The organism is Pectobacterium sp. CHL-2024 (assembly GCF_044751765.1).
In the GTDB taxonomy this organism is placed as follows: domain Bacteria; phylum Pseudomonadota; class Gammaproteobacteria; order Enterobacterales; family Enterobacteriaceae; genus Pectobacterium; species Pectobacterium brasiliense.
Map to the genome: position 1 here is coordinate 15672 of NZ_JBIXKO010000024.1, position 24401 is coordinate 40072.

At 52.4% G+C, this 24401-nt stretch carries 20 protein-coding genes, 1 tRNA gene and 2 rRNA genes; 15 read left to right on the plus strand and 8 right to left on the minus strand.

Annotated features, from left to right (window positions below; all coding sequences use genetic code 11):
• The first annotated feature begins 624 nt into the window (after positions 1–624).
• From proV to proX, 3 genes are read left to right on the plus strand one after another with little or no spacing between them, the layout of a single operon-like run.
• Positions 625–1827 (plus strand): glycine betaine/L-proline ABC transporter ATP-binding protein ProV, encoded by a 1203-nt coding sequence (gene proV, locus ACIPUG_RS20175; protein WP_400339968.1) that lies wholly within the window; start codon positions 625–627, stop codon positions 1825–1827.
• Positions 1820–3091: a glycine betaine/L-proline ABC transporter permease ProW gene (gene proW, locus ACIPUG_RS20180; protein WP_400339970.1), complete on the plus strand. Its 1272-nt coding sequence runs from the start codon at positions 1820–1822 to the stop codon at positions 3089–3091. The genes proV and proW overlap by 8 nt, the downstream gene beginning before the upstream one ends.
• Before the next feature lie 27 nt (positions 3092–3118).
• The gene (gene proX / locus ACIPUG_RS20185; RefSeq protein ID WP_039463162.1) at positions 3119–4123 is read left to right on the plus strand and encodes a glycine betaine/L-proline ABC transporter substrate-binding protein ProX; all 1005 of its coding nucleotides are present in this window, start codon (positions 3119–3121) and stop codon (positions 4121–4123) included.
• A gap of 104 nt (positions 4124–4227) precedes the next feature.
• Here the strand turns inward: proX and ACIPUG_RS20190 are convergent, their stop codons facing one another.
• Positions 4228–5118, minus strand: a complete 891-nt coding sequence (locus ACIPUG_RS20190; protein ID WP_400339971.1) for an alpha/beta fold hydrolase — start codon at positions 5116–5118, stop codon at positions 4228–4230.
• A gap of 90 nt (positions 5119–5208) precedes the next feature.
• Here ACIPUG_RS20190 and ACIPUG_RS20195 point away from each other — a divergent pair, with 90 nt between their 5' ends.
• Positions 5209–5790, plus strand: a complete 582-nt coding sequence (locus ACIPUG_RS20195) for a CGNR zinc finger domain-containing protein (RefSeq protein WP_400339973.1) — start codon at positions 5209–5211, stop codon at positions 5788–5790.
• 132 nt (positions 5791–5922) lie between these two features.
• Here the strand turns inward: ACIPUG_RS20195 and ACIPUG_RS20200 are convergent, their stop codons facing one another.
• Entirely contained in the window at positions 5923–7083 is a 1161-nt protein-coding gene (locus tag ACIPUG_RS20200; RefSeq protein ID WP_039288550.1) for a lactonase family protein, read from the minus strand.
• A gap of 158 nt (positions 7084–7241) precedes the next feature.
• Here ACIPUG_RS20200 and ACIPUG_RS20205 point away from each other — a divergent pair, with 158 nt between their 5' ends.
• The 7 genes from ACIPUG_RS20205 (at position 7242) to ACIPUG_RS20235 (ending at position 14825) form a co-directional block, all read left to right on the plus strand.
• A complete protein-coding gene (locus ACIPUG_RS20205) occupies positions 7242–8462 on the plus strand; it encodes an MFS transporter (protein WP_339097552.1) in 1221 nt (406 codons plus the stop codon).
• Between the two features lie 205 nt (positions 8463–8667).
• Positions 8668–9399: an AzlC family ABC transporter permease gene (locus ACIPUG_RS20210; protein ID WP_010282655.1), complete on the plus strand. Its 732-nt coding sequence runs from the start codon at positions 8668–8670 to the stop codon at positions 9397–9399.
• Positions 9396–9725: an L-valine transporter subunit YgaH gene (gene ygaH / locus ACIPUG_RS20215; protein ID WP_014916438.1), complete on the plus strand. Its 330-nt coding sequence runs from the start codon at positions 9396–9398 to the stop codon at positions 9723–9725. Before ACIPUG_RS20210 ends, ygaH begins: the two co-directional genes overlap by 4 nt.
• 189 nt (positions 9726–9914) lie before the next feature.
• Positions 9915–10430 carry a transcriptional repressor MprA gene (gene mprA / locus ACIPUG_RS20220; RefSeq protein ID WP_014916439.1) on the plus strand — a complete coding sequence of 172 codons (516 nt, stop codon included), beginning with the start codon at positions 9915–9917 and terminating at the stop codon, positions 10428–10430.
• A 274-nt stretch (positions 10431–10704) separates the two neighbouring features.
• Positions 10705–11880, plus strand: coding sequence for a multidrug efflux MFS transporter periplasmic adaptor subunit EmrA (gene emrA / locus ACIPUG_RS20225; protein ID WP_039288556.1), 1176 nt, complete (start codon positions 10705–10707; stop codon positions 11878–11880).
• A 17-nt stretch (positions 11881–11897) separates the two neighbouring features.
• Positions 11898–13433: a multidrug efflux MFS transporter permease subunit EmrB gene (gene emrB, locus ACIPUG_RS20230; protein ID WP_400339974.1), complete on the plus strand. Its 1536-nt coding sequence runs from the start codon at positions 11898–11900 to the stop codon at positions 13431–13433.
• Positions 13434–13640: 207 nt separating this feature from the next.
• Positions 13641–14825, plus strand: coding sequence for a NupC/NupG family nucleoside CNT transporter (locus ACIPUG_RS20235; RefSeq protein ID WP_104213496.1), 1185 nt, complete (start codon positions 13641–13643; stop codon positions 14823–14825).
• 50 nt (positions 14826–14875) lie between these two features.
• On the opposite strand, the gene ACIPUG_RS20240 is transcribed toward ACIPUG_RS20235, so the two are convergent.
• Together ACIPUG_RS20240 and ACIPUG_RS20245 are read right to left on the minus strand one after the other, a co-directional pair.
• Positions 14876–15310, minus strand: a complete 435-nt coding sequence (locus tag ACIPUG_RS20240; RefSeq protein ID WP_014916443.1) for a DUF3574 domain-containing protein — start codon at positions 15308–15310, stop codon at positions 14876–14878.
• Between the two features lie 69 nt (positions 15311–15379).
• Positions 15380–16531, minus strand: a complete 1152-nt coding sequence (locus ACIPUG_RS20245) for a tRNA/rRNA methyltransferase (protein WP_039463182.1) — start codon at positions 16529–16531, stop codon at positions 15380–15382.
• A gap of 249 nt (positions 16532–16780) precedes the next feature.
• Between ACIPUG_RS20245 and trxC the strand changes: the two genes are divergently transcribed.
• From trxC to pssA, 4 genes are all read left to right on the plus strand, one after another.
• Positions 16781–17200 carry a thioredoxin TrxC gene (gene trxC / locus ACIPUG_RS20250; protein WP_400339977.1) on the plus strand — a complete coding sequence of 140 codons (420 nt, stop codon included), beginning with the start codon at positions 16781–16783 and terminating at the stop codon, positions 17198–17200.
• Positions 17201–17382: 182 nt separating this feature from the next.
• The gene (locus ACIPUG_RS20255; protein WP_014916446.1) at positions 17383–18096 is read left to right on the plus strand and encodes a tRNA-uridine aminocarboxypropyltransferase; all 714 of its coding nucleotides are present in this window, start codon (positions 17383–17385) and stop codon (positions 18094–18096) included.
• A gap of 32 nt (positions 18097–18128) precedes the next feature.
• Positions 18129–20777: a bifunctional acetate--CoA ligase family protein/GNAT family N-acetyltransferase gene (locus ACIPUG_RS20260; protein WP_014916447.1), complete on the plus strand. Its 2649-nt coding sequence runs from the start codon at positions 18129–18131 to the stop codon at positions 20775–20777.
• Positions 20778–20977: 200 nt separating this feature from the next.
• Positions 20978–22333 (plus strand): CDP-diacylglycerol--serine O-phosphatidyltransferase, encoded by a 1356-nt coding sequence (gene pssA, locus ACIPUG_RS20265; protein ID WP_039288574.1) that lies wholly within the window; start codon positions 20978–20980, stop codon positions 22331–22333.
• 97 nt (positions 22334–22430) lie between these two features.
• On the opposite strand, the gene ACIPUG_RS20270 is transcribed toward pssA, so the two are convergent.
• From ACIPUG_RS20270 to rrf (ACIPUG_RS20285), 4 genes are all read right to left on the minus strand, one after another.
• Positions 22431–23711 carry an MFS transporter gene (locus tag ACIPUG_RS20270; protein ID WP_205537075.1) on the minus strand — a complete coding sequence of 427 codons (1281 nt, stop codon included), beginning with the start codon at positions 23709–23711 and terminating at the stop codon, positions 22431–22433.
• Positions 23712–24012: 301 nt separating this feature from the next.
• Positions 24013–24128 (minus strand): 5S ribosomal RNA (rrf, locus tag ACIPUG_RS20275).
• 37 nt (positions 24129–24165) lie between these two features.
• Positions 24166–24241 (minus strand) — tRNA-Thr (locus ACIPUG_RS20280).
• Between the two features lie 18 nt (positions 24242–24259).
• A 5S ribosomal RNA gene (gene rrf / locus ACIPUG_RS20285) occupies positions 24260–24375 on the minus strand.
• Positions 24376–24401 lie beyond the last annotated feature (26 nt).

Below are 24401 nucleotides of genomic sequence, written 5' to 3' on the forward strand. Positions count from 1 at the left end.
AGATAACCAAAATACCTTTCTTGTGACAATGTCCTTATTTCTCTTTCTGGTTTTGCTTCGCAATTTTTAAAAACACTCAAAATCCCAACTTACCGATGGTTGTTACTCCCTAAATATGACAGATATATTATTCAGAACACTCTCATTTATTGATGGGAATTAACGCAACCATTTTACCCGCAATATCTTTGCTATACTGTATAAAATACCGACAGATATCATAAGTAAAAAATGTACCTACGTCGGTCTATTTGAGTGTCTATAACCCGAAAAATGTGATTTATTTATCATATTATTCGATTAGTGAAATTCACTATAAATTGCGGTTTATCCACCATCAGAAAAGGTTATATCTCCTGCGAATCCAACGCGTAAAAATCAACAGGTAACACACTGTTATAAAAAGAATTACCCTTCCAACGAAAAATCATAAAGATCACGTAAATCATGAAGATAAGGCAGCAATAATAGCATTACTGTTATCGCGAATATTAGCCTTCAGGGAAACGTCCCTGAGGCAATCAAGGGTTGTCTCAGAATCTGAGTATGGTAGGGTAGATTATGTTTAATCATTATCAGGGCTACGTTATAGAATTATAAACGACATAGGAAAACAATAATTTCATGGCAATTAAACTTGAAGTAAAGAATCTTTATAAGATATTTGGCGAGCATCCTGACAGAGCATTTAAACTGATTGATAAAGGCCTGAGCAAAGATCAGGTATTTGAAAAAACAGGGCTTACTGTCGGCGTGAAAGATGCCAGTCTGGCCATTGAAGAAGGCGAGATATTTGTCATCATGGGATTATCCGGTTCCGGCAAATCAACCATGGTACGCCTTCTCAATCGTCTGATCGAACCCACTCGGGGTCAGGTACTGATCGACGGTGAGGATATCTCCAGGATATCCGATACCGCGCTGCGTGACGTACGCCGCAAGAAGATCAGTATGGTGTTCCAATCCTTTGCGCTAATGCCGCATCTGAACATCCTCAACAATACCGCGTTTGGTATGGAACTGGCTGGCGTGCCGAAAGCGGAACGTGAGCAAAAAGCGCTGGATGCTTTGCAGCAGGTTGGTCTTGAAGCCTACGCCGCGTCTTACCCGGATGAGCTGTCCGGCGGGATGCGGCAGCGTGTCGGTCTGGCGCGTGCGTTAGCAAATGACCCCGATATCCTGCTGATGGATGAGGCGTTCTCCGCACTCGACCCGCTGATCCGTACTGAAATGCAGGATGAGTTAGTCAAACTCCAGTCTCGTCATAAACGCACTATCGTCTTTATCTCGCACGATCTGGATGAAGCGATGCGCATCGGCGACCGTATTGCCATTATGCACGGCGGTGAAGTCATTCAGGTCGGTACACCCGATGAAATCCTGAACAACCCAGCCAATGACTATGTTCGCACCTTTTTCCGCGGCGTCGATATCAGCCACGTGTTTAGCGCCAAAGATATCGCTCGCCGTCGCCCGGTCACCTTAATCCGTAAAACGCCCGGCGTGGGCCCACGTTCCGCGCTGAAAATCCTTCAGGACGAAGACCGTGATTACGGCTACGTGCTGGAAGGCGGAAAACGTTTCATTGGCGTCGTCTCGATTGATTCACTGAAGCAAGCTCTGAAAGAACAGCAGCAGTTGGAACAGGCGTTACTGCCCGAACCTGCTCCCGTGCCCGCAGATATGTCACTCAACGAGCTGATTTCTCAGGTCGCACAGGCTCCCTGTGCCGTTCCTGTCGTCGGCGAAAATCATGAGTACATTGGCATCATTTCCAAAGGAATGTTGCTACAGGCACTGGATAAGGAAGGAGTGACCAATGAGTAAATCAACATCAAATCCGTGGGATAACACCACGGCACAACATCAGCCGGCCGATCAAAACGCAGCCCCTGACCAGGCTAACGGCGCACAGCAAAACGATCCGTGGGCAGCCAGCACGCAGAGCGCACCAGCCGATGGCTCAACCCCCGCACAGCATGGCACGACGCCGGACCACGCAACGCAGGGCGATCCCTGGTCTACCAGCGCGCCAGCTCAGGATGCACCAGCTAACGGCAGTGATGCCTGGAGCACTGCACCGGCTCCCGATGGTTCCGCCGATGCCGCCCATCAGGCGGCACAATCTGGCAGTGACTGGCTGAATAACGCCGCCCCTGCAACGCCCGAGCATTTCAACCTGCTCGATCCGTTTAAGGACACGCTGATCCCACTGGACAGTTGGGTCACTCACGGGATCGATTGGGTTGTGCTGCACTTCAGACCGGTCTTTCAGGGCGTTCGCGTCCCGGTTGACTTCATTCTGAGCGGCTTCCAGCAGTTCCTGCTGGGTATGCCAGCGCCGATTGCCATTCTGGTGTTTTCGCTGCTTGCCTGGCAGATGTCCAGCTTCGGCATGGGTGTCGCCACCCTGCTGTCTCTGATCGCCATCGGTGCGATTGGTGCCTGGTCGCAGGCCATGATCACGCTAGCGCTGGTGCTGACCGCGCTGTTCTTCTGCGTGCTCATCGGGCTCCCCATGGGGATTTGGCTGGCGCGTAGCGAACGAGCCGCGAAGTTTATCCGGCCACTGTTAGATGCCATGCAGACGACGCCCGCGTTCGTCTATCTGGTGCCTATCGTCATGTTGTTCGGTATAGGTAACGTGCCGGGCGTCGTGGTGACGATAATCTTTGCCCTGCCGCCAATTATTCGCTTAACGATTCTGGGTATTCGTCAGGTGCCGGCTGATTTGATCGAAGCTGCCGAGTCATTCGGCGCGAGTCCACGCCAGATGCTGTTTAAGGTTCAGCTCCCGCTGGCTATGCCGACCATCATGGCGGGTGTTAACCAGACGCTGATGCTGGCGCTGTCGATGGTGGTTATCGCCTCGATGATCGCCGTAGGCGGTTTGGGCCAGATGGTACTGCGCGGCATTGGTCGTCTGGATATGGGACTGGCTGCCGTCGGCGGCGTCGGGATCGTTATTCTGGCGATTATTCTTGACCGCCTGACGCAGTCTCTCGGACGCGATCGCCGCAGCAAGGGTAACAAAAGCTGGTACACCAGCGGCCCGATTGGCCTGTTGACCCGTCCTTTCATCAAGCAATAACGCACGATAAAAACAGAGGGAATCATGATGCGTAACACCACACTTTGGGCCGCCGCCCTGACTACCGCCCTGTTGAGTACGCAGGTTTACGCCGCAGACACTGCGCAACCTGGTAAAGGTATCACCGTTATTCCGGTGCAAAGCACTATCTCCGAAGAAACGTTCCAGACGCTGCTGGTCAGCCGCGCGTTGGAAAAGCTGGGCTATGACGTGCAGCCTCCCCGTGAAGTGGACTACAACGTGGCCTACACCTCAATTGCCTCCGGCGATGCGACGTTTATCGCCGTGAACTGGGACCCGCTGCACGCCGATCAGTACAAAGCCGCGGGCGGGGACGCGAAATTCTACCGTCAGGGTGAATATGTCTCCGGTGCCGCACAGGGTTATCTGATCGATAAGAAAACGGCTGAGAAATACAAAATCACCAATATTGCGCAGCTAAAAGATCCGAAAATCGCCAAGCTGTTCGATACCAACGGCGACGGCAAAGCCGATCTGACGGGCTGTACGCCGGGCTGGGGATGTGAAGCGGCGATTAATCATCACCTTCCTGCCTATGGCTTAACCAACACGGTCGAGCATAACCAGGGTAACTATGCGGCAATGATTGCCGATACCATCACCCGTTATAAAGAAGGCAAGCCGATTCTGTACTACACGTGGACGCCGTACTGGGTCAGTGATGTGCTGGTGCCGGGACGTGACGTAGTCTGGTTGCAGGTGCCTTTCTCTTCCCAACCGGGTGAAATGAAGGATGTCAGCACCAAACTGCCTAACGGCGCTGACTATGGCTTCCCTGTCAACACGATGAAGATTGCCGCGAATAAAGCGTGGGCCGAGAAAAACCCGGCGGCGGCGAAACTGTTCGCTATCATGAAGCTGCCGATTGCTGACGTAAATGCGCAGAACCTGCGTATGCACGAAGGCCAGGGTTCACAGAAAGATATCGAACGTCATGTTGATGGCTGGATCAAAGCCCACCAGCAGCTGTTTGACGGCTGGGTGAAAACCGCCGCTGACGCCGCGAAATAATCACCGGTAGACGAGCGCCCCTTTCGCGAAAAGGGGCGCTCGTTTTCTTCGTTCCCGCCACAACACGCCACAACCCTGACGCCTCACCCAACCCAATCAGAAAATCATTTTATATTGTCGTCCAGAAATGCGTGGATGACAGGGATGATGTCATTTGCATGCGTTTCTAAAGCAAAATGCCCGGTATCGTAGAAGCGGATATCCGCACGAGGAATATCCCGCTTCCACGCTTCAGCACCGGCAGGCAAAAAGTAAGGATCGTGGCGACCCCAGACAGCAAGCAGCGGCGGTTGCTTCTCACGGAAGTAAGTCTGGAATTCAGGATAACGCTGAACATTGGAGGCATAGTCCAGTAGCAGGTCTAGTTGAATATCAGCATTGCCTGGGCGAGACACGTGCAGTCCTTCAAGGGTGTATCCATCAGGGGAGACAAGGCTGGTATCACTGACGCCTTCTAAATACTGCCATTTCACGGAGGCTGCGGTCGGAAAGTCATGAAGAGCAGCACGATTCTCTGCCGTTGGTGATTGCCAATATCGTCTGATCGCATCCCATCCTTGCGCCAAACCTTCTTCATAAGCATTACCGTTCTGCGAAATAATTGCCGTAATGCGATCGGGATGAGCCGTAGCGAGGCGCCATCCAACCGGTGCGCCATAGTCATGAACCATGATCGCATAACGCGGGAGCTTCAGCTGTTCCGTGAAGCGATCGATCGTCTTCGCCAGATTATCAAACGTATAGTCATACTCATCACTTCCCGGCGATTCTGTGAAACCGAAGGACGGCAGATCGGGAGCAATCACGTGATAGTTCTCAGCAAGTGCCGGAATCAGTTCTCGAAACATGTACGAGGATGCAGCGAATCCATGCAGTAGCAAAATGCTGGGTGATGATGGTTTTCCTGCTTCACGATAGAAAATGTTTACGTTACCCACCTGCTCATAACGGTAGTGGACTTGGGTCTCGGGTGTCGTTGCTATATGAGTATTCACAGTCTTTTTCCTTTGTAACCTTTAAAATGACAATTTGAAGGTTACAAACATTTAGTGTAACCTGTCAATATCATTTTAAGGGTTACATCAATGCACACATCACCGATAATTCAGCCTCACTTTCTCGCGAACAACCTCGCTTTGGATTTCATCAACAGTGCATTTGGAACAGGAAGCGAATATCACGACTGTTTGACTGATGACGCAAGTGTCATCGCCTGGCTTAAAGCGGCTAAGCAACTACCTGAAAATTTTACGGATACGCCGGCAGGCTTGATGAATGAAGCTCTGGCATTACGTCAGGCAATGGTTCGGACAATAGAGGCCGTCCGATCGGGTAAGGAATACAACCCTGAACAAATCAACCACATTCTTGATAGTGGGCGGCCAGTCAGAACGCTGGAATGGAATAGTCAGCAAGCTGGTTTTAACGTTGTGGAATGCAGGAGGGATAATAGCTGCGCGAGCTTACTCGAACCGGTAGCAATGGCGTTCGCTGCTCTGATTTCCGGGCTTGAGGTAAAATATATTCGCCAGTGTGAAGCGCACGACTGTACTCTGTTCTTTCTGGATACCACCAAATCACATCGTCGGAGATGGTGCAGCATGGCGCTTTGTGGCAACAGGATGAAAGTCGCGGCATTCCGCTCGCGTAAGCAGGAAACAGACTAATAACGGGAACAATGAACCTTTACGCTGCCCGTGAGAAACGTCAAAAGCACACCTTATACATCCGGTAGAGGCATCCTCCTTTCTACGACGCCCCTTTCGCAAAAAGGGGCGTTTTTCATTGATGGGCAACAATTACGGCAGGTTAACGATTTCGACCCAGTTCGCGCCTTTTCCAGTCGGATATTGTCCGACTCGCACTAAATCCCCGTTATCCTGATTGATGCGATACACCGACAGCGATGTCGATTTTTCGCCGCTGGCGATCAGGAACTTCCCGCTTGGATCGATCTGAATGCCGCGCGGCTGCGTTTCCGTCGGGTAGCGCGTAATGTATTGCAGCTGCCCGGTTTTCGGTTCTACCCGCAGCAGCGCAATCGTGCTTTTGGTGCGTTCCGATACGTACAGGAATTTTCCATTTGGCGTCAGACGTAAATCGGCGCTCCATATCTGTGGACGGCTGTCAGTGCTATTTTTATCTGGAGTAACGGTTCCCGCTCGCATCCCCGCATCGGCCGGCACGGTGTCCGTGTAATCCAACAGCGTGAGCTGCCCTGTATTTTCATTCAACGCCAGACGCGCGACTTTGCCGGATAGTTCATTGCTCACGTAAAGCGTTTTATTATCTGGTGATAACACCAGATGGCGCGGTCCATTTCCTTTAGGCAGCTTAATTTCTGCCGGCTCATTTGGCGTCAGCGTGCCGGTTTTCGCATCAAACCGGAACTGTACGATTTGGTCGCTGCCCAGATTGCTGGCAAAAACGAATTTATTTTTGCGATCGGCAATAATACTGTGTGCCTTCTCGCCTGTCGGCACCACCGTGACCGCACTCGCGTTCACCTTTCCGTCTTTATCAATGCCATTAACCGCGACTTTATTACCGCCGTACGAGGCGCTGAACAGCCACTTTCCCGTGCGGTCCGTCGAGATGTAGGCCATGCTGTCCGGCAGTTCCGCTTTGCCTAATGGGCTCAGCGCACCGCTTTTAGGGTCGATTTTATAGCTAACCGCCGAGTAAGGAATGCCACGCGTCGCAGCATAGAGGAAGGATTTATCCGGGCTAACGGCCATCGGCATCACTTTCGCGCCTGCGGCGGCTTTCCCAGTAGCGGTTAATTCACCGCTTTGCGTATTGAGAGTGTAGGCATCAATTACGCCGTCAGTGGCAGCAGAAACGTAAACGGCCGTTACCGCCTGGGCGCCCACCGACCACAGTGCAGCTGCGGGCAGAAGTGCACATCCCATTAACACTGCAACGCTTTTTTTCTTAAATACCTGATAATGCTTAAGCATAATGTCCCCTGTCGATGATGTTATGACGCTGGCGATAAGCTAAATCAATATCATTAAAAACAAAACAAACTTAAGAAGCGTAAAGATATTCTGGTATCTCATTAGGCTCTGCCGGATACTATACCCTCTGCTTTTAACATCATATTAACGTTCACACTATGTCTCTTCAGCAACAATCTGTATCACCCCAGCCGCAACCGGGGCTTAGCCTGTCTTTGACCCTGATTATGTCTGTCGCGACCGGTCTTGCCGTCGCCAGTAACTATTATGCTCAGCCGCTGCTGGAGACCATTGCCAGAGTCTTTGCGCTTTCCGTCAATCAGGCTGGGTTTATTGTCACCGCCGCGCAGTTGGGTTATGCCGTCGGTCTGCTGTTTTTGGTGCCGCTAGGGGATATGTTTGAACGCCGGACGCTGATTGTCGGCATGACGTTACTCGCCGCAGGCGGGATGCTGATTACCGCCTCTGCACCCACGCTCTGGATCATGATTGCGGGTACGGCGTTAACCGGTTTGTTCTCCGTTGTCGCGCAGCTGCTGGTGCCTCTCGCCGCCACGCTGGCGACGCCGGAAACGCGCGGTAAAGTCGTGGGCACGATTATGAGTGGCCTGCTGCTGGGGATTCTGCTGGCGCGTACCGTCGCGGGTGCACTGGCTTCACTCGGTGATTGGCGCACCGTGTACTGGGTTGCCAGCACGCTGATGGTCATCATGGCGCTGATTCTGTGGCGGGCATTGCCGCGAATTCCTCAGCAAAACACGCTGAACTATCCGCAGCTGCTCGTCTCAATCTTCCGCCTGTTCTCCACCACCCCGCTGCTGCGCACGCGTGCCATCCTGGGCTGTCTGTCCTTTGCTAACTTCAGCATTCTATGGACGTCGATGGCCTTCCTGCTGGCCTCACCGCCATACGGTTATTCCGAAGGCGTTATCGGCCTGTTCGGTTTGGTTGGTGCAGCCGGAGCCTTAGCAGCATCACGCGCCGGACGTTTAGTCGATCAGGGCAAAGCCAAGCCGACCACCAGCGTAGGGATTATCCTGCTTTTGCTGTCGTGGGGCTTTATCGCGCTCGGTATTCATTCCGTGGCGGCGCTGCTCATTGGCATCATCGTGCTGGATCTGGCGGTTCAGGGCGTACACGTCACCAACCAGAGCGTGATCTACCGTATGATGCCCGAAGCGCGTAATCGCCTGACATCAGGCTACATGACCAGCTATTTTATCGGCGGCGCACTGGGATCGATCCTTTCTGCCTCGGCTTACCAGCAGTGGGGCTGGCTTGGGGTCTGTGCCGCGGGCGGCATCATCAGCCTGTTGAATCTGCTGGTGTGGTGGCGAAGCCATCATCACGAAACGCAGGAAGCGATGGCGGCACTATAAACCTTCATATTTGCAACACAGACCTTCGTATTTACAACACGCTCGCGTGAGACTGTCTTATTTGAGACAGTTTCTCGCGAGAAAATTACGCCCGATACCATTGCATCAAAAACCATCACGCCTGTTACGCAATAACGTGAAATTCCGGTGACGCTTTGCTAGTGTTATCGGTTAATTTCCTTTAAGAACAAAACATATCAAGCTAGTGAAGACATTAACCTCATCTGCACCGACAAAATCTGCGTCTTTTAGCGAAGGCGTCTTTGACAGCCTGCCGATTGTTATCGGCTACATGCCCGTAGCATTCGCGTTTGGCATGAACGCCGTCAAGCTAGGTTTTACCCCGCTGGAAGGCATTTTCCTTTCTTGCATCATTTACGCTGGAGCCAGCCAGTTCGTCATCACCGCCCTGCTCAGCGCAGGCATGTCCATCTGGGTGGCGGCGTTGACCGTCATGGCGATGGATGTCCGCCATGTGTTGTATGGACCCGCGTTACGGCATCGTATTGCGCAGCGGCTGCCGACCCGAAAAACCGCGCTGTGGGCGTTCGGCCTGACGGACGAAGTCTTTGCCGCAGCCGCCACCCGACTCGCGAAAGATAACCGCCGCTGGTCAGAAGAGTGGATGATGGGCGTGTCGCTGCTTGCCTGGCTCTCATGGGTGCTCGGCACGGTGATCGGAGCCGTGTTCGGTAACGGCCCGCTGAATGATTACCCTGCCGTTGAAGCGGCGCTGTCTTTCATGCTGCCCGCACTTTTCCTGAGCTTTTTACTCGCGTCCTTCAGGCGGAAACAGAGTCTGGTCGTCGCCTGCGCGCTCGGCGGCGCGCTGCTTGGTCTGCTGCTTTCCTCCATCCCAGCCGCAATACTGTTCGGCATTCTCAGCGGCTGTCTGGCTTCGCTGGTTAATCCTGCCACGCCACAGGTGAACGCATGAGTACAGAAGTCATTCTTATCGGGCTGATTGTCGGGCTGGTGAACTACCTCTTCCGCTATCTGCCGCTACGGCTGAGCGCTTCACGCGCTTCCGGTTCGCTGCAACGCGGTAAAAAAGCGCTGTTGCTTGATAGCATTGGCATTGCTTCCATTTGTGCGCTGCTGATTGTTTCCAGCGTGCCAGATATTCTCGCGCATCGTGAAAAGCTGCTGCCAACACTGGTAGGATTCATTACGCTGACCGCCTGTTTTTATAAAACCCGTAGTATCGTCTTATCAACGTTACTGGGTGCGCTCTGCTACGGCATTGCCTTTAAACTGCTTTGAATCCGCCGTGCGAATTATCAACTAACATTTTGATTTAAATAAAGTAAGCGGTGAATAATCTTCATTTTAAGCGATTCTCCGCTTACTTTCTGTCACAGAAATAAGCACAATTTCCCACCTTAATGCCGTTTACCCAGTTAGTAACATTAGTTACTATGCACACCGTGATTAATGAGGTTTATATAAAAAATGGACAGTTCATTCACTCCTATAGAACAAATGCTCGACCTGCGTGCTTCACGTAAGCCCGACTTCCCGCGTCAGGAAGTGCTATTGCTGCGTTTATTCATGCACGTACAGGGCAAAATCCTGGAACACAGAAACCGAATTCTGAAAGAACAGGGCATCAATGAAACCCTCTTCATGGCATTGCTGACGCTGGAATCTCAAGAGTCTTATAGCATTCAGCCTTCTGAACTCAGTGCCGCACTGGGATCGTCACGCACTAACGCGACGCGCATTGCCGACGATCTGGAAAAAAGAGGCTGGATTGAACGACGTGAAAGCAGTAGCGACAGACGCTGCCTGCATCTGCATCTGACAGAAGAAGGCAAAGCATTTCTTGGTCAACTGATTCCACCGCAGCACCATAGCCTCCATGTGCTTTGCTCCGTGCTTGAATCTGGTGAGCAAAAACAGCTCGAAAGCCTGATGAGAAAGCTACTGGTCCGGCTGGATGAGATGGACGAGTCAGTCAACGAATAACAGAAAAAACAACAACAAAAAACAATAGTCAGCACCTTTCCACCCGGAATGACCCGATGCTTATGTATCGGGCGGAGGCGTTTTGCTGCGAAAAATAGGCATGACCTCTCAGCAACCGCGACATGCGGCTTAGCAAAACGGCAATCTCACGCTCCGGGCGGGCGACCTTAAGCCCCCCAGGCCGCACAGCAAAATGAATTCATTGCGACTATCGCCAGACTGCTCTGTCTGGTGCGATAGCCGATACAAAGAAAATAAAAAGAGAGAGAAGAGCATGAGTGAAAGTGTGGAAAATCAGGTGCCGCAAACGCCACAGAAAAACAAAAAACAGCAGCGCAAACGCGTGTTATCACTGCTGACGTTTATTTTCGTCGTGCTGGGCTGTGCCTGGCTGGTTTACTGGTTCCTGGTGCTCAGACACCACGAAAACACCGACGACGCCTACGTCGCAGGCAATCAGATTCAGATCATGGCGCAGGTCAGCGGCAGCGTCACCCATGTTAACGTCGACAATACCGATTTTGTTAAGCAGGGACAGGTGCTGGTGGAGTTAGATCCGACCGATGCCCAGCAGGCGTTTGAACGCGCGAAAACCGGGCTGGCCAACAGCGTCCGCCAGACGCACCAGTTGATCATCAACAGTAAGCAGTATCAGGCCAATATTGAGCTGCGCCAAACCGAGCTGAACAAGGCACAAAGTGACTTGAGCCGCCGGGAAGCACTCGGCAGCGCCAATGCTATCGGGCGTGAAGAAGTGCAGCATGCTCGCGATGCCGTCGCAACCGCTAAAGCCGCACTGGAAGTCGCCAGACAGCAATATCAGGCGAATCAGGCAATGATTCTGGATACGCCGCTCGAGAAGCAACCCGCCATACAGCAAGCCTCCGTAGAAATGCGCGATGCCTGGCTGGCGCTACAGCGTACCAAGATCGTCAGCCCGATTGACGGCTATGTCTCACGCCGCAGCGTGCAGATTGGGGCACGTATCTCTTCGACATCAGCGCTGATGGCAGTCGTTCCTGCCAATCACCTATGGGTCGATGCGAACTTCAAAGAGACACAGTTAGCCAATATGCGTATCGGCCAACCGGCTACCGTGATCGCGGATATCTACGGTGACGACGTCGTGTATCAGGGAAAAGTGGTCGGTCTCGATATGGGTACCGGTAGCGCCTTCTCCCTGCTGCCTGCCCAGAACGCGACAGGCAACTGGATCAAGGTCGTGCAGCGCCTGCCCGTGCGTATTGAGATCGATCCGAAACAGGTCGCCGAACATCCGTTACGTATCGGTCTGTCCGCGCTGGTTAATGTCGATACCGCTAATACCGAAGGCAGCGCGTTAGCAGAAACCTCACGCACCACGCCGGCCTACCAAAGTGATGCGCTGACGTTGGATCTCACGCCTGTTAATCAGGAAATCAGCGCCATTATTCAGGCGAATGCCGGTTAAGCGGGCAGGAGAGAAACGTGCAGAGAGAACCGCTTAAAGGCGCGAGTCTGGCCTGGATGACCGTTGCTCTGTCGCTGGCAACGTTTATGCAGGTGCTGGACTCCACCATCGCTAACGTCGCTATTCCGACCATCGCCGGTAATCTGGGTGCGTCCAACTCACAGGGAACGTGGGTCATCACCTCGTTCGGCGTTGCCAACGCCATCTCTATTCCTATTACCGGCTGGCTGGCGAAACGGTTTGGGGAAGTCCGCCTCTTTCTGTGGTCAACGGCGCTCTTCGCCCTGACGTCCTGGCTATGCGGAATATCCACCAGCCTGGAAATGCTGATTTTCTCCCGCGTGTTGCAGGGGATTGTCGCCGGGCCGCTGATCCCGCTGTCACAGAGCCTGTTGCTCAGCAATTATCCCCCCGCCAAACGCAGCATCGCCTTGGCGCTGTGGTCCATGACGGTGGTCGTCGCGCCAATCTGTGGCCCGATTCTGGGCGGCTGGATTAGCGACAACTATCACTGGGGCTGGATATTCTTCATCAACGTTCCGCTCGGCATCGCCGTGGTGTTCATAGCCATGCAAACGCTGCGCGGGCGAGAAACCAAAACCGAGATCAAGCCCATCGACACCATCGGGCTGGCGTTGCTGGTTGTCGGCATCGGTAGCCTCCAAATGATGCTCGACCGCGGCAAAGAGCTGGACTGGTTTAACTCGACGGAAATCATCACCCTAACCGTGGTGGCGGTGATTGCAATCGCGTTCCTGATTGTCTGGGAGCTAACCGACGACCACCCGGTGGTGGATTTATCGCTGTTTAAATCACGCAACTTCACCATCGGCTGTTTGTGTATCAGCCTCGCCTACATGTTTTACTTCGGGGCGATCGTGCTCTTGCCACAGCTGTTGCAGGAGGTGTATGGCTATACCGCCACCTGGGCGGGGCTGGCATCCGCCCCCGTTGGGTTGATGCCGGTGGTGCTGTCGCCGATTATCGGTCGATTTGCTCCGCGTCTGGATATGCGCAAACTGGTGACGTTCAGCTTTATCATGTACGCCGTCTGTTTCTACTGGCGAGCGTACACGTTCGAGCCGGGCATGGATTTCGGCGCATCGGCCTGGCCGCAGTTCGTTCAGGGGTTTGCCGTCGCCTGCTTCTTCATGCCGCTGACGACCATCACGCTGTCCGGGCTGCCGCCGGAACGTTTGGCTGCAGCATCAAGTCTGTCGAACTTTACCCGAACGCTGGCGGGATCGATCGGGACGTCGATTACCACCACGCTCTGGACACAGCGCGAATCGCTGCATCATGCACACCTGACGGAATCTATCACGCCGTATAATCCGATCGCGCAGGAAACGTACCAGCAGCTTCAGGCGATGGGGATGAGCCAAACGCAGGCTTCAGCCTACATCGCAGAGCAGATTACCGCACAGGGGCTGATTATCTCCGCCAACGAGATTTTTTGGGCCGCCGCAGCCGTATTCCTGATACTGCTGATACTGGTCTGGTTCGCTAAACCGCCCTTCACTACCGGCGGTGGAGGCGGTGGCGCGCACTAACTCGCCGTACGCTTTCTTTCCCCTTCTGTCAGCAACGGGCCGAAGGGGAATTCTCTTTTCCCCTTCCCACCGTCCCCTGATGACTCGAATACATCCCCCCATTCTTATAGCGCTGTAGCGAATAAGGATTTACAGATTCGGGATAAACATATTTTCACATTCCGATTACAATGCGCCTCTTTTATTCGGGGATTACGTGGTTCTTTTATGTCACAGGTTTTACATTTCATTTTGGCAACAGCAGCCATTTTTTTGTTGGCACTGCTCGTCAGTCACGACAGAAAACGCATCCGACTGCGCTTTATTGTGCAACTGTTGGTGATTGAAATTTTGCTAGCCTATTTCCTTTTGCATTCCAGCATCGGGCTTAACGCGATTAGCTCCTTTGCCGGGTTGTTTGAAAAGCTATTATCTTTCGCCAATCAAGGAACCGATTTTGTGTTTGGCGGGATGAACGCACAAGGGCTTTCCTTTATCTTCCTCAACGTGCTCTGCCCTATCGTCTTTATTTCCGCACTGATCGGCATTTTGCAGCACTGGCGAATTTTGCCGCTGATTATCAAAGGCATCGGCACCTTGCTGTCTAAGGTCAACGGGATGGGGAAACTGGAGTCGTTTAACGCCGTGAGTACGCTGATGCTCGGGCAGTCGGAGAACTTTATCGTCTATAAAGGCGTCATCGCTGACATGTCACCACGGCGGATGTACACGATGGCCGCGACGGCAATGTCGACCGTGTCCATGTCGATCATCAGCGCCTACATGACCATGCTGGACGCCAAATACGTCGTCGCCGCGCTGATTCTGAATATGTTCAGCACCTTTATCATTCTGTCGATCATCAACCCTTACCAGACTGACGACGAACCAGAACTGAAGCTGGAAAAGCTGCATGAAGACCAAAGCTTCTTTGAAATGCTAGGGGAATACATTCTTGCCGGGTTTAAAGTGGCGATGATTATCATGGCGATGCTGATCGGCTTCGTGGCCTTGATTGCCGCCGTGAATGCGCTGTTCAGCACCGTCTTCGGCATTAGCTTCCAGGCGATTATGGGCTATGTCTTTTCACCGTTAGCCTGGCTGATCGGCATTCCGTCTTCCGATATTTTGAACGCGGGCAGCATCATGGCGACCAAGCTGGTGGCGAATGAATTCGTTGCCATGCTCGAACTGAAGAAGATCGCGGCAGAGATGTCGCCACGCGGCTTGGGCATTTTGTCCGTATTCCTGATTTCCTTCGCTAACTTCGCGTCAATCGGCATTATCGCGGGCGCAATCAAAGGGCTGAATGAAGTACAGGGCAACGTGGTATCACGCTTTGGCCTGAAGCTGGTTTATGGTTCTACGCTGGTGAGCTTACTGTCTGCGGCAGTGGCGGGACTGGTACTGTAATAGTTATATATTGAAAAGAATCAGCCCCTGAAAAGGGGCTGATGAAAAAATCAGAAAGCGACGCAGACGGGAGCATCAATCCGCATGACGGATTCCTGCGCGAAACGTGATTTGTAGGTGGTACGCAGCGCTTCAATATCACGCTCTTTATCAGCGCCGTGAATCAACATCAGCGCCTTGCTGTTCTCTCGGGCAACCACGCCATCGTTCCCTAGCCATTGTCCTTTGGCATCAAACACCGTCAGCCCTTCTTTAAAGCGTGGCGTAACGTCACCATCCAAAAATGCTTTCCACTCGGCCTCTGAAATCACCGGACCAGCAGGACGATTCAAACCAAAATAAAGCGTGGTCTGCACCTGCTTGTCGCCAATCTGACATGCATCAGCGGCTGGCGTAGCGGCAACGGACGAGTGCGGCAGCGAATGGCAACCGCTTACCAGCAATGTACCCAACAGCAACGATACCGCGATAACTTTCTGCTTCATCAATCGTCCTCTCATCCGTGGTGACACCGACTCAGGGAGCCGATTCTCCCTGAGCGTCGATGCGTGATATCAGGCCTGATTCTGTCGCCACCACTCGGACAGCAAAATGCCCGTTGCGACCGAAATATTCAGACTTTCAACTTTACCGGTGCCGCCGATAGAGACTTTTACATCACCCTGTTGCCAGGCGCTATCTGACAGACCATCGCCCTCCTGGCCCAGCACGATCACAGTTTTCGCCGGAAGCGTCGCTTGCGACAATGCCGTACCTTTATGGCTGGAGGTGGTCACGATGGTATAACCTGCGTTACGGAACTCTGTCAGCACGGACAGGAAATCGTCAGCGTTAATCGCTTTAACGTGTTCCGCACCACCTTCTGCCGTACGCACGGCCGCGCCGGATTCCAGCAGCGCCGCATCCTGCACCAGAATACCTTTCACGCCGAAATGCGCGCAGCTGCGCATAATGCCGCCGAGGTTGTGCGGGTTACCCACATCTTCCAGCGCCAGTACACAGTCTTGCTCACCCGCCGTTTTCAGGTACTCACGCACATCCAGTCCCTGACGCTTTTTAATCAGGAAGCAGACACCGCCGTGGTGCTCAGTGCCGGAAGCCTTAATCAGCTCGTCCTCTTCCACAACGTGGTAAGCCTTGCGGTTTGCTGCCATCCAGCGCAGTGCATCGCGGAAACGCGGCGTCACTTCTTGCAGGAACCAGGCACGAACGATCACTTCAGAGCGGTTTTTAAACAGCGCCTGACAGGCATTTTCACCGTAGACACGTGTTTCTTCCTGACGCTGGCGACGCAGCTGCTCAGGATCGATATGGCTCTTGCCAGTGATCCCGCCATGGTCAGGCGTTTCGCTATCGCCCGGCGCACGAGACACGGTTTTCCACGGGGATTCATACCCTCCCGTCTCTTCACCGCGTGGACGACGCGGACGATCGCCACTACGTTCATTACGATCTTTATTGCCCCACGGCGATTTCGCATTGCTATCGCCGTCGCGGGACGGATTTTCCCGGGCATAGCGCGGGTTAACGTCGCGCGGATGCTTCGGCTTTTCGCGTTGATCGCGAGAGCCACCGCCATCACGCCGATCGCCACGGCGATCTTTGTCAGCTGGGCGCTTGTTTTTATTCTCTTTCTCGCCCTCATCATCACTACGGACGTACATCACACGGACTTTGCCGCTTTTACTATTGAATGAATCGCTCATTGTTTTCTCCACCTACGCGCTGGGCGCGAAGATTACCTTATGTACACCCGCTTAGCCACACGCTTGTGGTAAAAGAGCGCTAACAGTCAGAAGCTATTGTAGCTATTGGGCAAACCACGTTGTTGCCATAATGTCTCCCCACCATAATTTATTCACGCTTAAGCAACATGCCGTTGACTTTCCAATGCCGCATTGCGCGCATTTTATCAGCGACATCTTTATTTTAGCCCCTTTATCTGAGGCCCTGTTATGAATACGGTATGTGGATCTTGCCAAACAACCAATCGCCTGCCAGAAGAGCGTGTTGATGACCATGCAAAGTGTGGTCGTTGCGGAGAAACCTTATTCAGCGGTGACGTTACCAATGCCACAGAAGTGACGCTCGATAAGCTGTTACAGGACGATCTTCCCGTCGTAATCGATTTCTGGGCGCCCTGGTGTGGCCCCTGCATCAACTTTGCCCCGGTGTTTGAAAATGTGGCGCAAGAGCGTAGCGGGAAAGTCCGCTTTATTAAGGTCAATACCGAAGCCGAACCGGCACTCAGTACACGTTTCCGCATCCGCAGTATTCCAACCCTCATGATCTTTAAACAGGGCCAGATGGTCGACATCCTCAACGGCGCACTGCCAAAGGCACAGTTTGAGAGCTGGCTGGACGAATCGCTGTAGAGAATTAGGGTAGGAGCGTAGGTATTATTGCCTCCTACCCTTTTGGTCAACCCGCCTGTCGATTAGAATGTCGCCTTTCTGAATCAGCTTCTCAATGATGAAAACGAAGCCGATTCGTTGCAGAATCTCATGGCGTCATCTATTTCATGCTCAACCATCCTTTAATGGTCAACCGTCCCTTCATGGACAATGCCGTACTCCGTCTGCGCCAGCAACGTCTTGAGCAGTCAACCAAACCGTTCCGCGCCCGTGGCTGCCGCGTAGTACGCTGCCAGCAGTGTTTATTGCCCGCAACCAACTGTCTATGCCACACCATTCAGGCACAGCAATCCCGCAGCCGATTCTGTCTGGTGATGTTTGACACCGAGCCGCTAAAGCCAAGCAATACCGGACGTCTTATCGCCGATATTCTCCCTGAGACTCAGGCGTTTCGCTGGTCACGCACCGAGCCCGATCCCGAGTTGCTTGCTGCCCTGCAAAACCCGGACGTTCAGCCGTATCTGGTTTTCCTTGCCGATGCCGCGGAAGAAGGGCGTCAGGTGTTTCACCAGCTTCCCGCAACGGAAAAGCCCGCGCTATTTGTCTTACTCGATGGTACGTGGCCGGAAGCGCGTAAAATGTTCCGCAAAAGCCCTTATCTGGACAACCTGCCGATCCTGTCGCTGAATGTAGAGGCACTTTCCCGCTATCAGCTGCGCGAAGCCAGTAGCGCAGGACAGCACTGCACCGCCGAAATTGCCATCGCCCTGCTCGCACAGGCGGGGGATATCGTCGCGGCCGACGCGCTATCACAGCATTTTGATCGTTTCCGACGACACTATCTGGCAGGGAAATCACACCACAGCTTGCGGGAAAATTTACCCATCGTCACAGCACAAGCGGCAGAAAGCGTTTAGTATCAAAGGGGATTGATCTAAAGGAGTGACGCATGAGCCAGCGCGGATTGGAAGCACTGTTACGCCCTAAGTCTATCGCCGTTCTCGGCGCGTCAGAAAAACCGGGACGAGCCGGTTTTCTGATGATGAAAAATCTGCTGGACGGCCATTTCAGCGGCCCCGTGCTGCCTGTTACGCCGAAATATCGTGCCGTTTGCGGCGTGCTGGCCTACCCGACGGTCGCCAGCCTGCCGATGACCCCCGATCTTGCCGTGATTTGCACCAACGCCAGCCGTAATCTGACGCTGTTAGAAGAACTGGGACAGAAAGGCTGCAAAACCGTCATTATTCTCTCCGCGCCGCCGACCCAGTTCAGCGAATTAAAGGCCTGCGCCGTGCGCTATCACATGCGCCTGCTTGGCCCCAACAGCCTCGGGCTACTCGCGCCCTGGCAAGGCCTGAATGCCAGTTTCTCCCCAGTCCCGATTATGAAAGGCAAATTGGCATTCATTTCGCAGTCGGCTGCTGTGTCCAACACCATATTGGACTGGGCGCAGCAGCGCGGTATTGGCTTTTCCTATTTCATCGCCCTGGGCGACAGCCTGGATATCGATGTCGACGACCTGTTAGATTTTCTGGCACGCGATGGCAAAACCAGTGCGATTCTGCTGCATCTGGAACACATCAGCGATGCGCGCCGCTTTCTTTCCGCCTCCCGTAGCGCATCCCGAAATAAGCCGATACTGGTGATAAAAAGCGGGCGTAGCCAGCAGGCCCAGCAGTTGCTGAATGACCAGCGCCACGGTCTGGATGCCGCCTACGACGCAGCAATTCAACGCGCAGGCTTACTGCGGGTACGGGATACGCATGAGCTTTTTTCCGCAGTGGAAACCTTAAGCCACCTGCGGCCGCTGCGCGGTGAACGCTTGATGCTGGTGAGCAATGGCGCATCGCCCGCTGCACAGGCGCTGGATCAGCTTCTCAGCCGACAAGGCAAGCTGGCACAACTCAGCGAGGCGACCCGACAAGCGCTACAGGAAGCGCTGCCGCCGACCGTCACTATCGGCAATCCGCTCGATCTGCGTGATGATGCAACCGCAGCCCGCTATCAGGCAGCGGTTTCGGTATTACTGGACAGCGATGAAGTCGATGCACTCTTAATCATTCACGCGCCAAGCGCCGCGGCCCCCAGCACCGATAGCGCTGCGCAATTGATTACGCTCTTCCAACAGCATCCGCGTGGGAAAAGAATTACGCTGCTGACCAACTGGTGCGGTGAATTCTCCTCGCAGGAAGCACGACGCTTGTTTAACGATGCAGGCATTCCGACCTATCGCACGCCGGAAGGCGCGGTTACGGCATTTATGCATATCGTCGAATATCGGCGTAATCAGAAACAGCTAAAGGAAACCCCGGCGCTGCCGCTGAATTTAGGCATCAACGCCAGTCAGGCACATGCGCTGATTCATCAGGCGCTGTCAGATGGCGTGACGCAGCTTGATACGCATGAAGTTCAACCCATCCTGCAAGCCTACGGTTTGGATACGTTACCCACCTGGATCGCGGGCGACAGCGCAGAAGCCGTCCATATCGCCGAACAAATTGGCTACCCGGTCGCGATTAAGCTGAGATCGCCCGATATTCCACATAAATCGGAAGTTCAGGGCGTCATGCTGTACCTGAGAACCGCCAGAGAAGTCCAGCAGGCGGCCGATGCTATTCTTGACCGAGTGAAACGCACCTACCCACAGGCACGCATTTACGGTCTGCTCGTGCAGAGCATGGCAAATCGCGCTGGTGCGCAGGAGCTTAGGATTGCCGTCGAGCAGGATCCCGTTTTCGGTCCGCTGATTATGCTAGGAGAAGGCGGCGTTGAGTGGCGAGAAAAACAAGCTGCCGTCGCCCTGCCTCCGCTGAATATGACGCTGGCCCGTTATTTGGTGCTGCAAGCGGTGAAAGGCGGCAAGATTCGGGAATACAGTGCACTGCGTCCGCTGGACATTCCCGCGCTCAGCCGCTTGCTGGTTCAGGTATCCAACCTGATTCTCGACTGCCCTGAAATTTCCCGGCTAGATATTCATCCTCTGCTGGCATCCGGGGACACCTTTACGCTGCTGGATGTCACGCTACATCTGACGCCGTTCAGTGGCGATCCGCAGTCAAGGCTGGCAATCCGCCCTTATCCACACGAGCTGGAAGAAACGGTTACCCTCAAAAATGGTGATAGTTGTCTGTTCCGGCCAATTTTGCCGGAAGATGAACCGCTGCTCAGTTCGTTCATTGCAAGAGTGACGAAAGAAGACCTGTATTACCGTTATTTCAGCGAAATTAATGAATTTACTCACGAAGACTTAGCCAATATGACACAAATTGACTACGATCGTGAGATGGCATTCGTTGCCGTACGCCAGCTCGGTGAGGAGACTGAGATTATTGGCGTGACGCGTGCGATTTCGGATCCGGATAATACGGATGCGGAATTTGCCGTGCTGGTGCGATCCGATCTAAAAGGGCTGGGCCTTGGCAGACGCCTGTTGGAAAAGCTGATTGATTACGCCAAAGCGCATGGTCTCTCCCGCTTGACCGGCATCACCATGCCGCATAATCAAGGCATGATCCAGCTGTCCAAAAAGCTCGGTTTTCACATCGACGTACAATTAGAAGAGGGAATTGTGACGCTGGAATTGCCGCTGAAGAATTGATAGCAAGACGTGACATGGCTCTTGCAACGGGAATTGTGATACCGATTCAATGGCAAAACAGACTCACAACAGCCGGAAAGTAATGGTATTATCGCCCATTCGGCTACTCCTTAACTTTTGATAATGACCAGAAGGTCATATACCCTAATGCAGCTCGACGTATGGTGGGTATAAACTGATGAGAGAAGAAACGCACTGTGATGCTGTCAAATTTTAAACGCAATAAATACCAACAGCACCTTGCACAACTGCCCAGAATTCCCCAGAACGCAGATGATGTTCAGACGTTACATTCGCCTGAGCTTTTCCGCACGACGCTGATTAACGCCATTTTGAGTGCTAAAAAACGCATCTATATCGTAGCGTTATATCTTGAGCGCGATGATGGCGGCATGGGAGTTCTATCCGCAATTTATGAAGCCAAACGGCAGTGCCCAGAGCTGGATGTCCGCATTCTGGTAGACTGGCATCGTGCTCAGCGCGGCAGGATCGGCGCAGCGGCAGAAAATACCAATGCCGACTGGTATTGCGATATGGCGAAAAAACATCCAGACACGCATTTCCCTATCTATGGCATTCCTGTCAACACGCGTGAAGCATTGGGCGTGCTGCACCTGAAAGGCTTCATTGTCGATGACACGGTCATCTACAGCGGAGCCAGCCTGAATGATGTTTATCTGCACCAACATCAGAAATACCGTTATGACCGCTATCAGCTGATTCATAATCCGGTATTGGCCGATACGATGGTGCAATATATCCAGACCATGCTGACGGCTCCGGCAGTACAGCGATTGGATCATACCGATCGCCCGAAAAGTCTGGAAATAAAAAATGATATCAAGCAGTTCCGACAAACGTTACGTACTGCCAATTATCAGGCTCCAGAACACAGCACGGACGCGAACGAATTAACCGTCACGCCGCTAGTCGGGTTAGGAAAACAAAGTCCGCTGAATAAGACCATCCATCACCTGATGTATTGCGCTGATGAGCATGTGGTTATCTGCACCCCGTATTTCAACCTGCCAGCGCTGCTGGTGAGAAATATCATCCGGCTATTACGAGACGGTAAAAAAGTAGAAATTATTATCGGAGATAAGACCGCTAACGATTTCTATATTCCAGAAGATCAGCCTTTTAAAATTATCGGCGCGTTACCGTATCTCTATGAGATCAACCTTCGCCGTTTCCTGAGTCGTCTGGAACGCTACATTGAGAATCAGCAGCTTGTTGTGCGGCTATGGAAAGATGGTGATAACAGCTTCCATCTGAAAGGCATGTGGGTAGATGACAAGTGGCAACTGTTGACGGGAAATAACCTTAACCCACGCGCATGGCGTCTGGATCTAGAAAATGCCATCCTGATTCACGATCCTCAGAAGGTTCTATTGCAGCAACGTCTGGACGAACTGGACACGATCAGGACGCATACTCACGTCGTACAAAGCTATACTGAACTGGAGAGCATTGCGCAATATCCCGTGAAAGTCCGCAAGCTGATACGACGTCTGCGCCGTATCCGTATCGATCGACTCATCAGTCGTATTCTCTAAGACCCGTAATCTGCTTTAAAAAAACCTCGGAAACCGAGGTTTTTTATTGTCATTTGGGAGCCTAGCCGGTGCAACTACCGACCAGGCGTTATGGCAACTAAAGCTTCATTCCTTTGCCTCGGCGATGCAGCGTCAATGACACAATAAACGCAATTGCTCCCATCACTGATACGTACCAAAAGAAAGCCGTTTCCATACCAAACGATTTCAGCGAAAGTGCAACATACTCAGCCGAACCACCAAACAGCGCATTAGCAACCGCATAAGATAAGCCTACGCCCAATGCCCGGACTTCAGGCGGGAACATTTCTGCTTTTAAAATACCGCTGATAGACGTGTAGAAACTGACAATAATCAGTGAAAGCATTACCAACGAGAAGGCAATGACAGGGCTAGTCACACTCTGCAGTACCGTCAGAATGGGAACCGTCAGCAATGCCGCAAGCCCGCCGAAACAGAGCATGGAGCTACGACGGCCAATCTTATCCGACAGCGCACCAAAGAACGGCTGTAGCAGCATAAAAATAAACAGTGCAAGGGTCATTAAACCGCTAGCCGTTTTCGCATCCATTCCTGCTGTATTCACCAGATACTTTTGCATGTAAGTGGTAAACGTATAAAAAGCTAAAGAACCACCTGCCGTAAAACCCAGTACGGTAATAAAGGCACGGCGATGTTTCCACAAACCCGCAAGTGAGCCAGCATCTTTATGTCCGCGAGTCGTTTTATCAGACGTTTCATTCAAAGAGCGGCGTAAATAGAGCGCAACAATCGCCAAAATAGCACCGAGAGCGAAAGGAATACGCCATCCCCACGCCCGCAAATCTTCATCACTCAGTATCTGTTGTAATATCACAACGACTAACAGTGCCAGCAGTTGACCGCCAATCAGCGTGACATACTGGAAAGAAGCATAGAATCCCTTCCGTCCCTCAACGGCAACTTCACTCATATACGTTGCACTAGTGCCGTATTCTCCACCGACAGAAAGCCCCTGAAATAAACGGGCTAATAACAATAAAAAGGGAGCCCAGGTGCCAATGGTTTCATATCCCGGTAAACATGCAATAACCAGAGATCCAAAACACATCATGCAGACTGAAATTAGCATTGAATTTTTACGACCATGCTTGTCTGCAATGTAACCGAAAAGCCAACCGCCTATCGGTCTCATTAAAAAGCCTGCTGCAAAAACCCCTGCGGTTTGTAGTAATTGAGTGGTGGTATTTCCCGAAGGGAAAAAGATATGGGCAAAATAGATTGAGCAAAAGGAATAAACATAAAAATCAAACCACTCAACCAAATTACCCGATGAAGCGCCAACTATAGCTCGGATACGTTGACGCGTATCTTTCGCATTTTCCGTTAGATCAGTCATCTTATTTTATTCTCCTGTTTTTCCGGGCATAAAACGATGCCCGCTATAGTAAAGCGGCACTTAAACCCTGAGGCAACAAGTTCCTGATTGTAATAATTTATTAATGTAACAACGCAAACAGTGCTTTTATTACCCTTAACTGAAACACGGATAAATAAAACAGCACAAACAGGACGTTATTATGAGGTGGGTTAATAAGAAGATAAGCGAGTCTATTCAGGTAAAAGGAAGAGTTTACGATCCTGAAATAGAAATAAATAAAAGGCCATCCTGTTAAGGATGGCCTTTTATCTTAATTGAAACCTGGCAGTTCCCTACTCTCACATGGGGAAGCCCCACACTACCATCGGCGCTACGGCGTTTCACTTCTGAGTTCGGCATGGGGTCAGGTGGGACCACCGCGCTATCGCCGCCAGGTAAATTCTTTTTTAAGCCGAACATTAACCCAAATAACTGGTGCTGATACCCAGAGTCGAACTGGGGACCTCACCCTTACCAAGGGTGCGCTCTACCAACTGAGCCATATCAGCGCACCTGTATAATTTGATGCCTGGCAGTTCCCTACTCTCACATGGGGAAGCCCCACACTACCATCGGCGCTACGGCGTTTCACTTCTGAGTTCGGCATGGGGTCAGGTGGGACCACCGCGCTATCGCCGCCAGGCAAATTCTGTTTCATTCCAGCCGTTA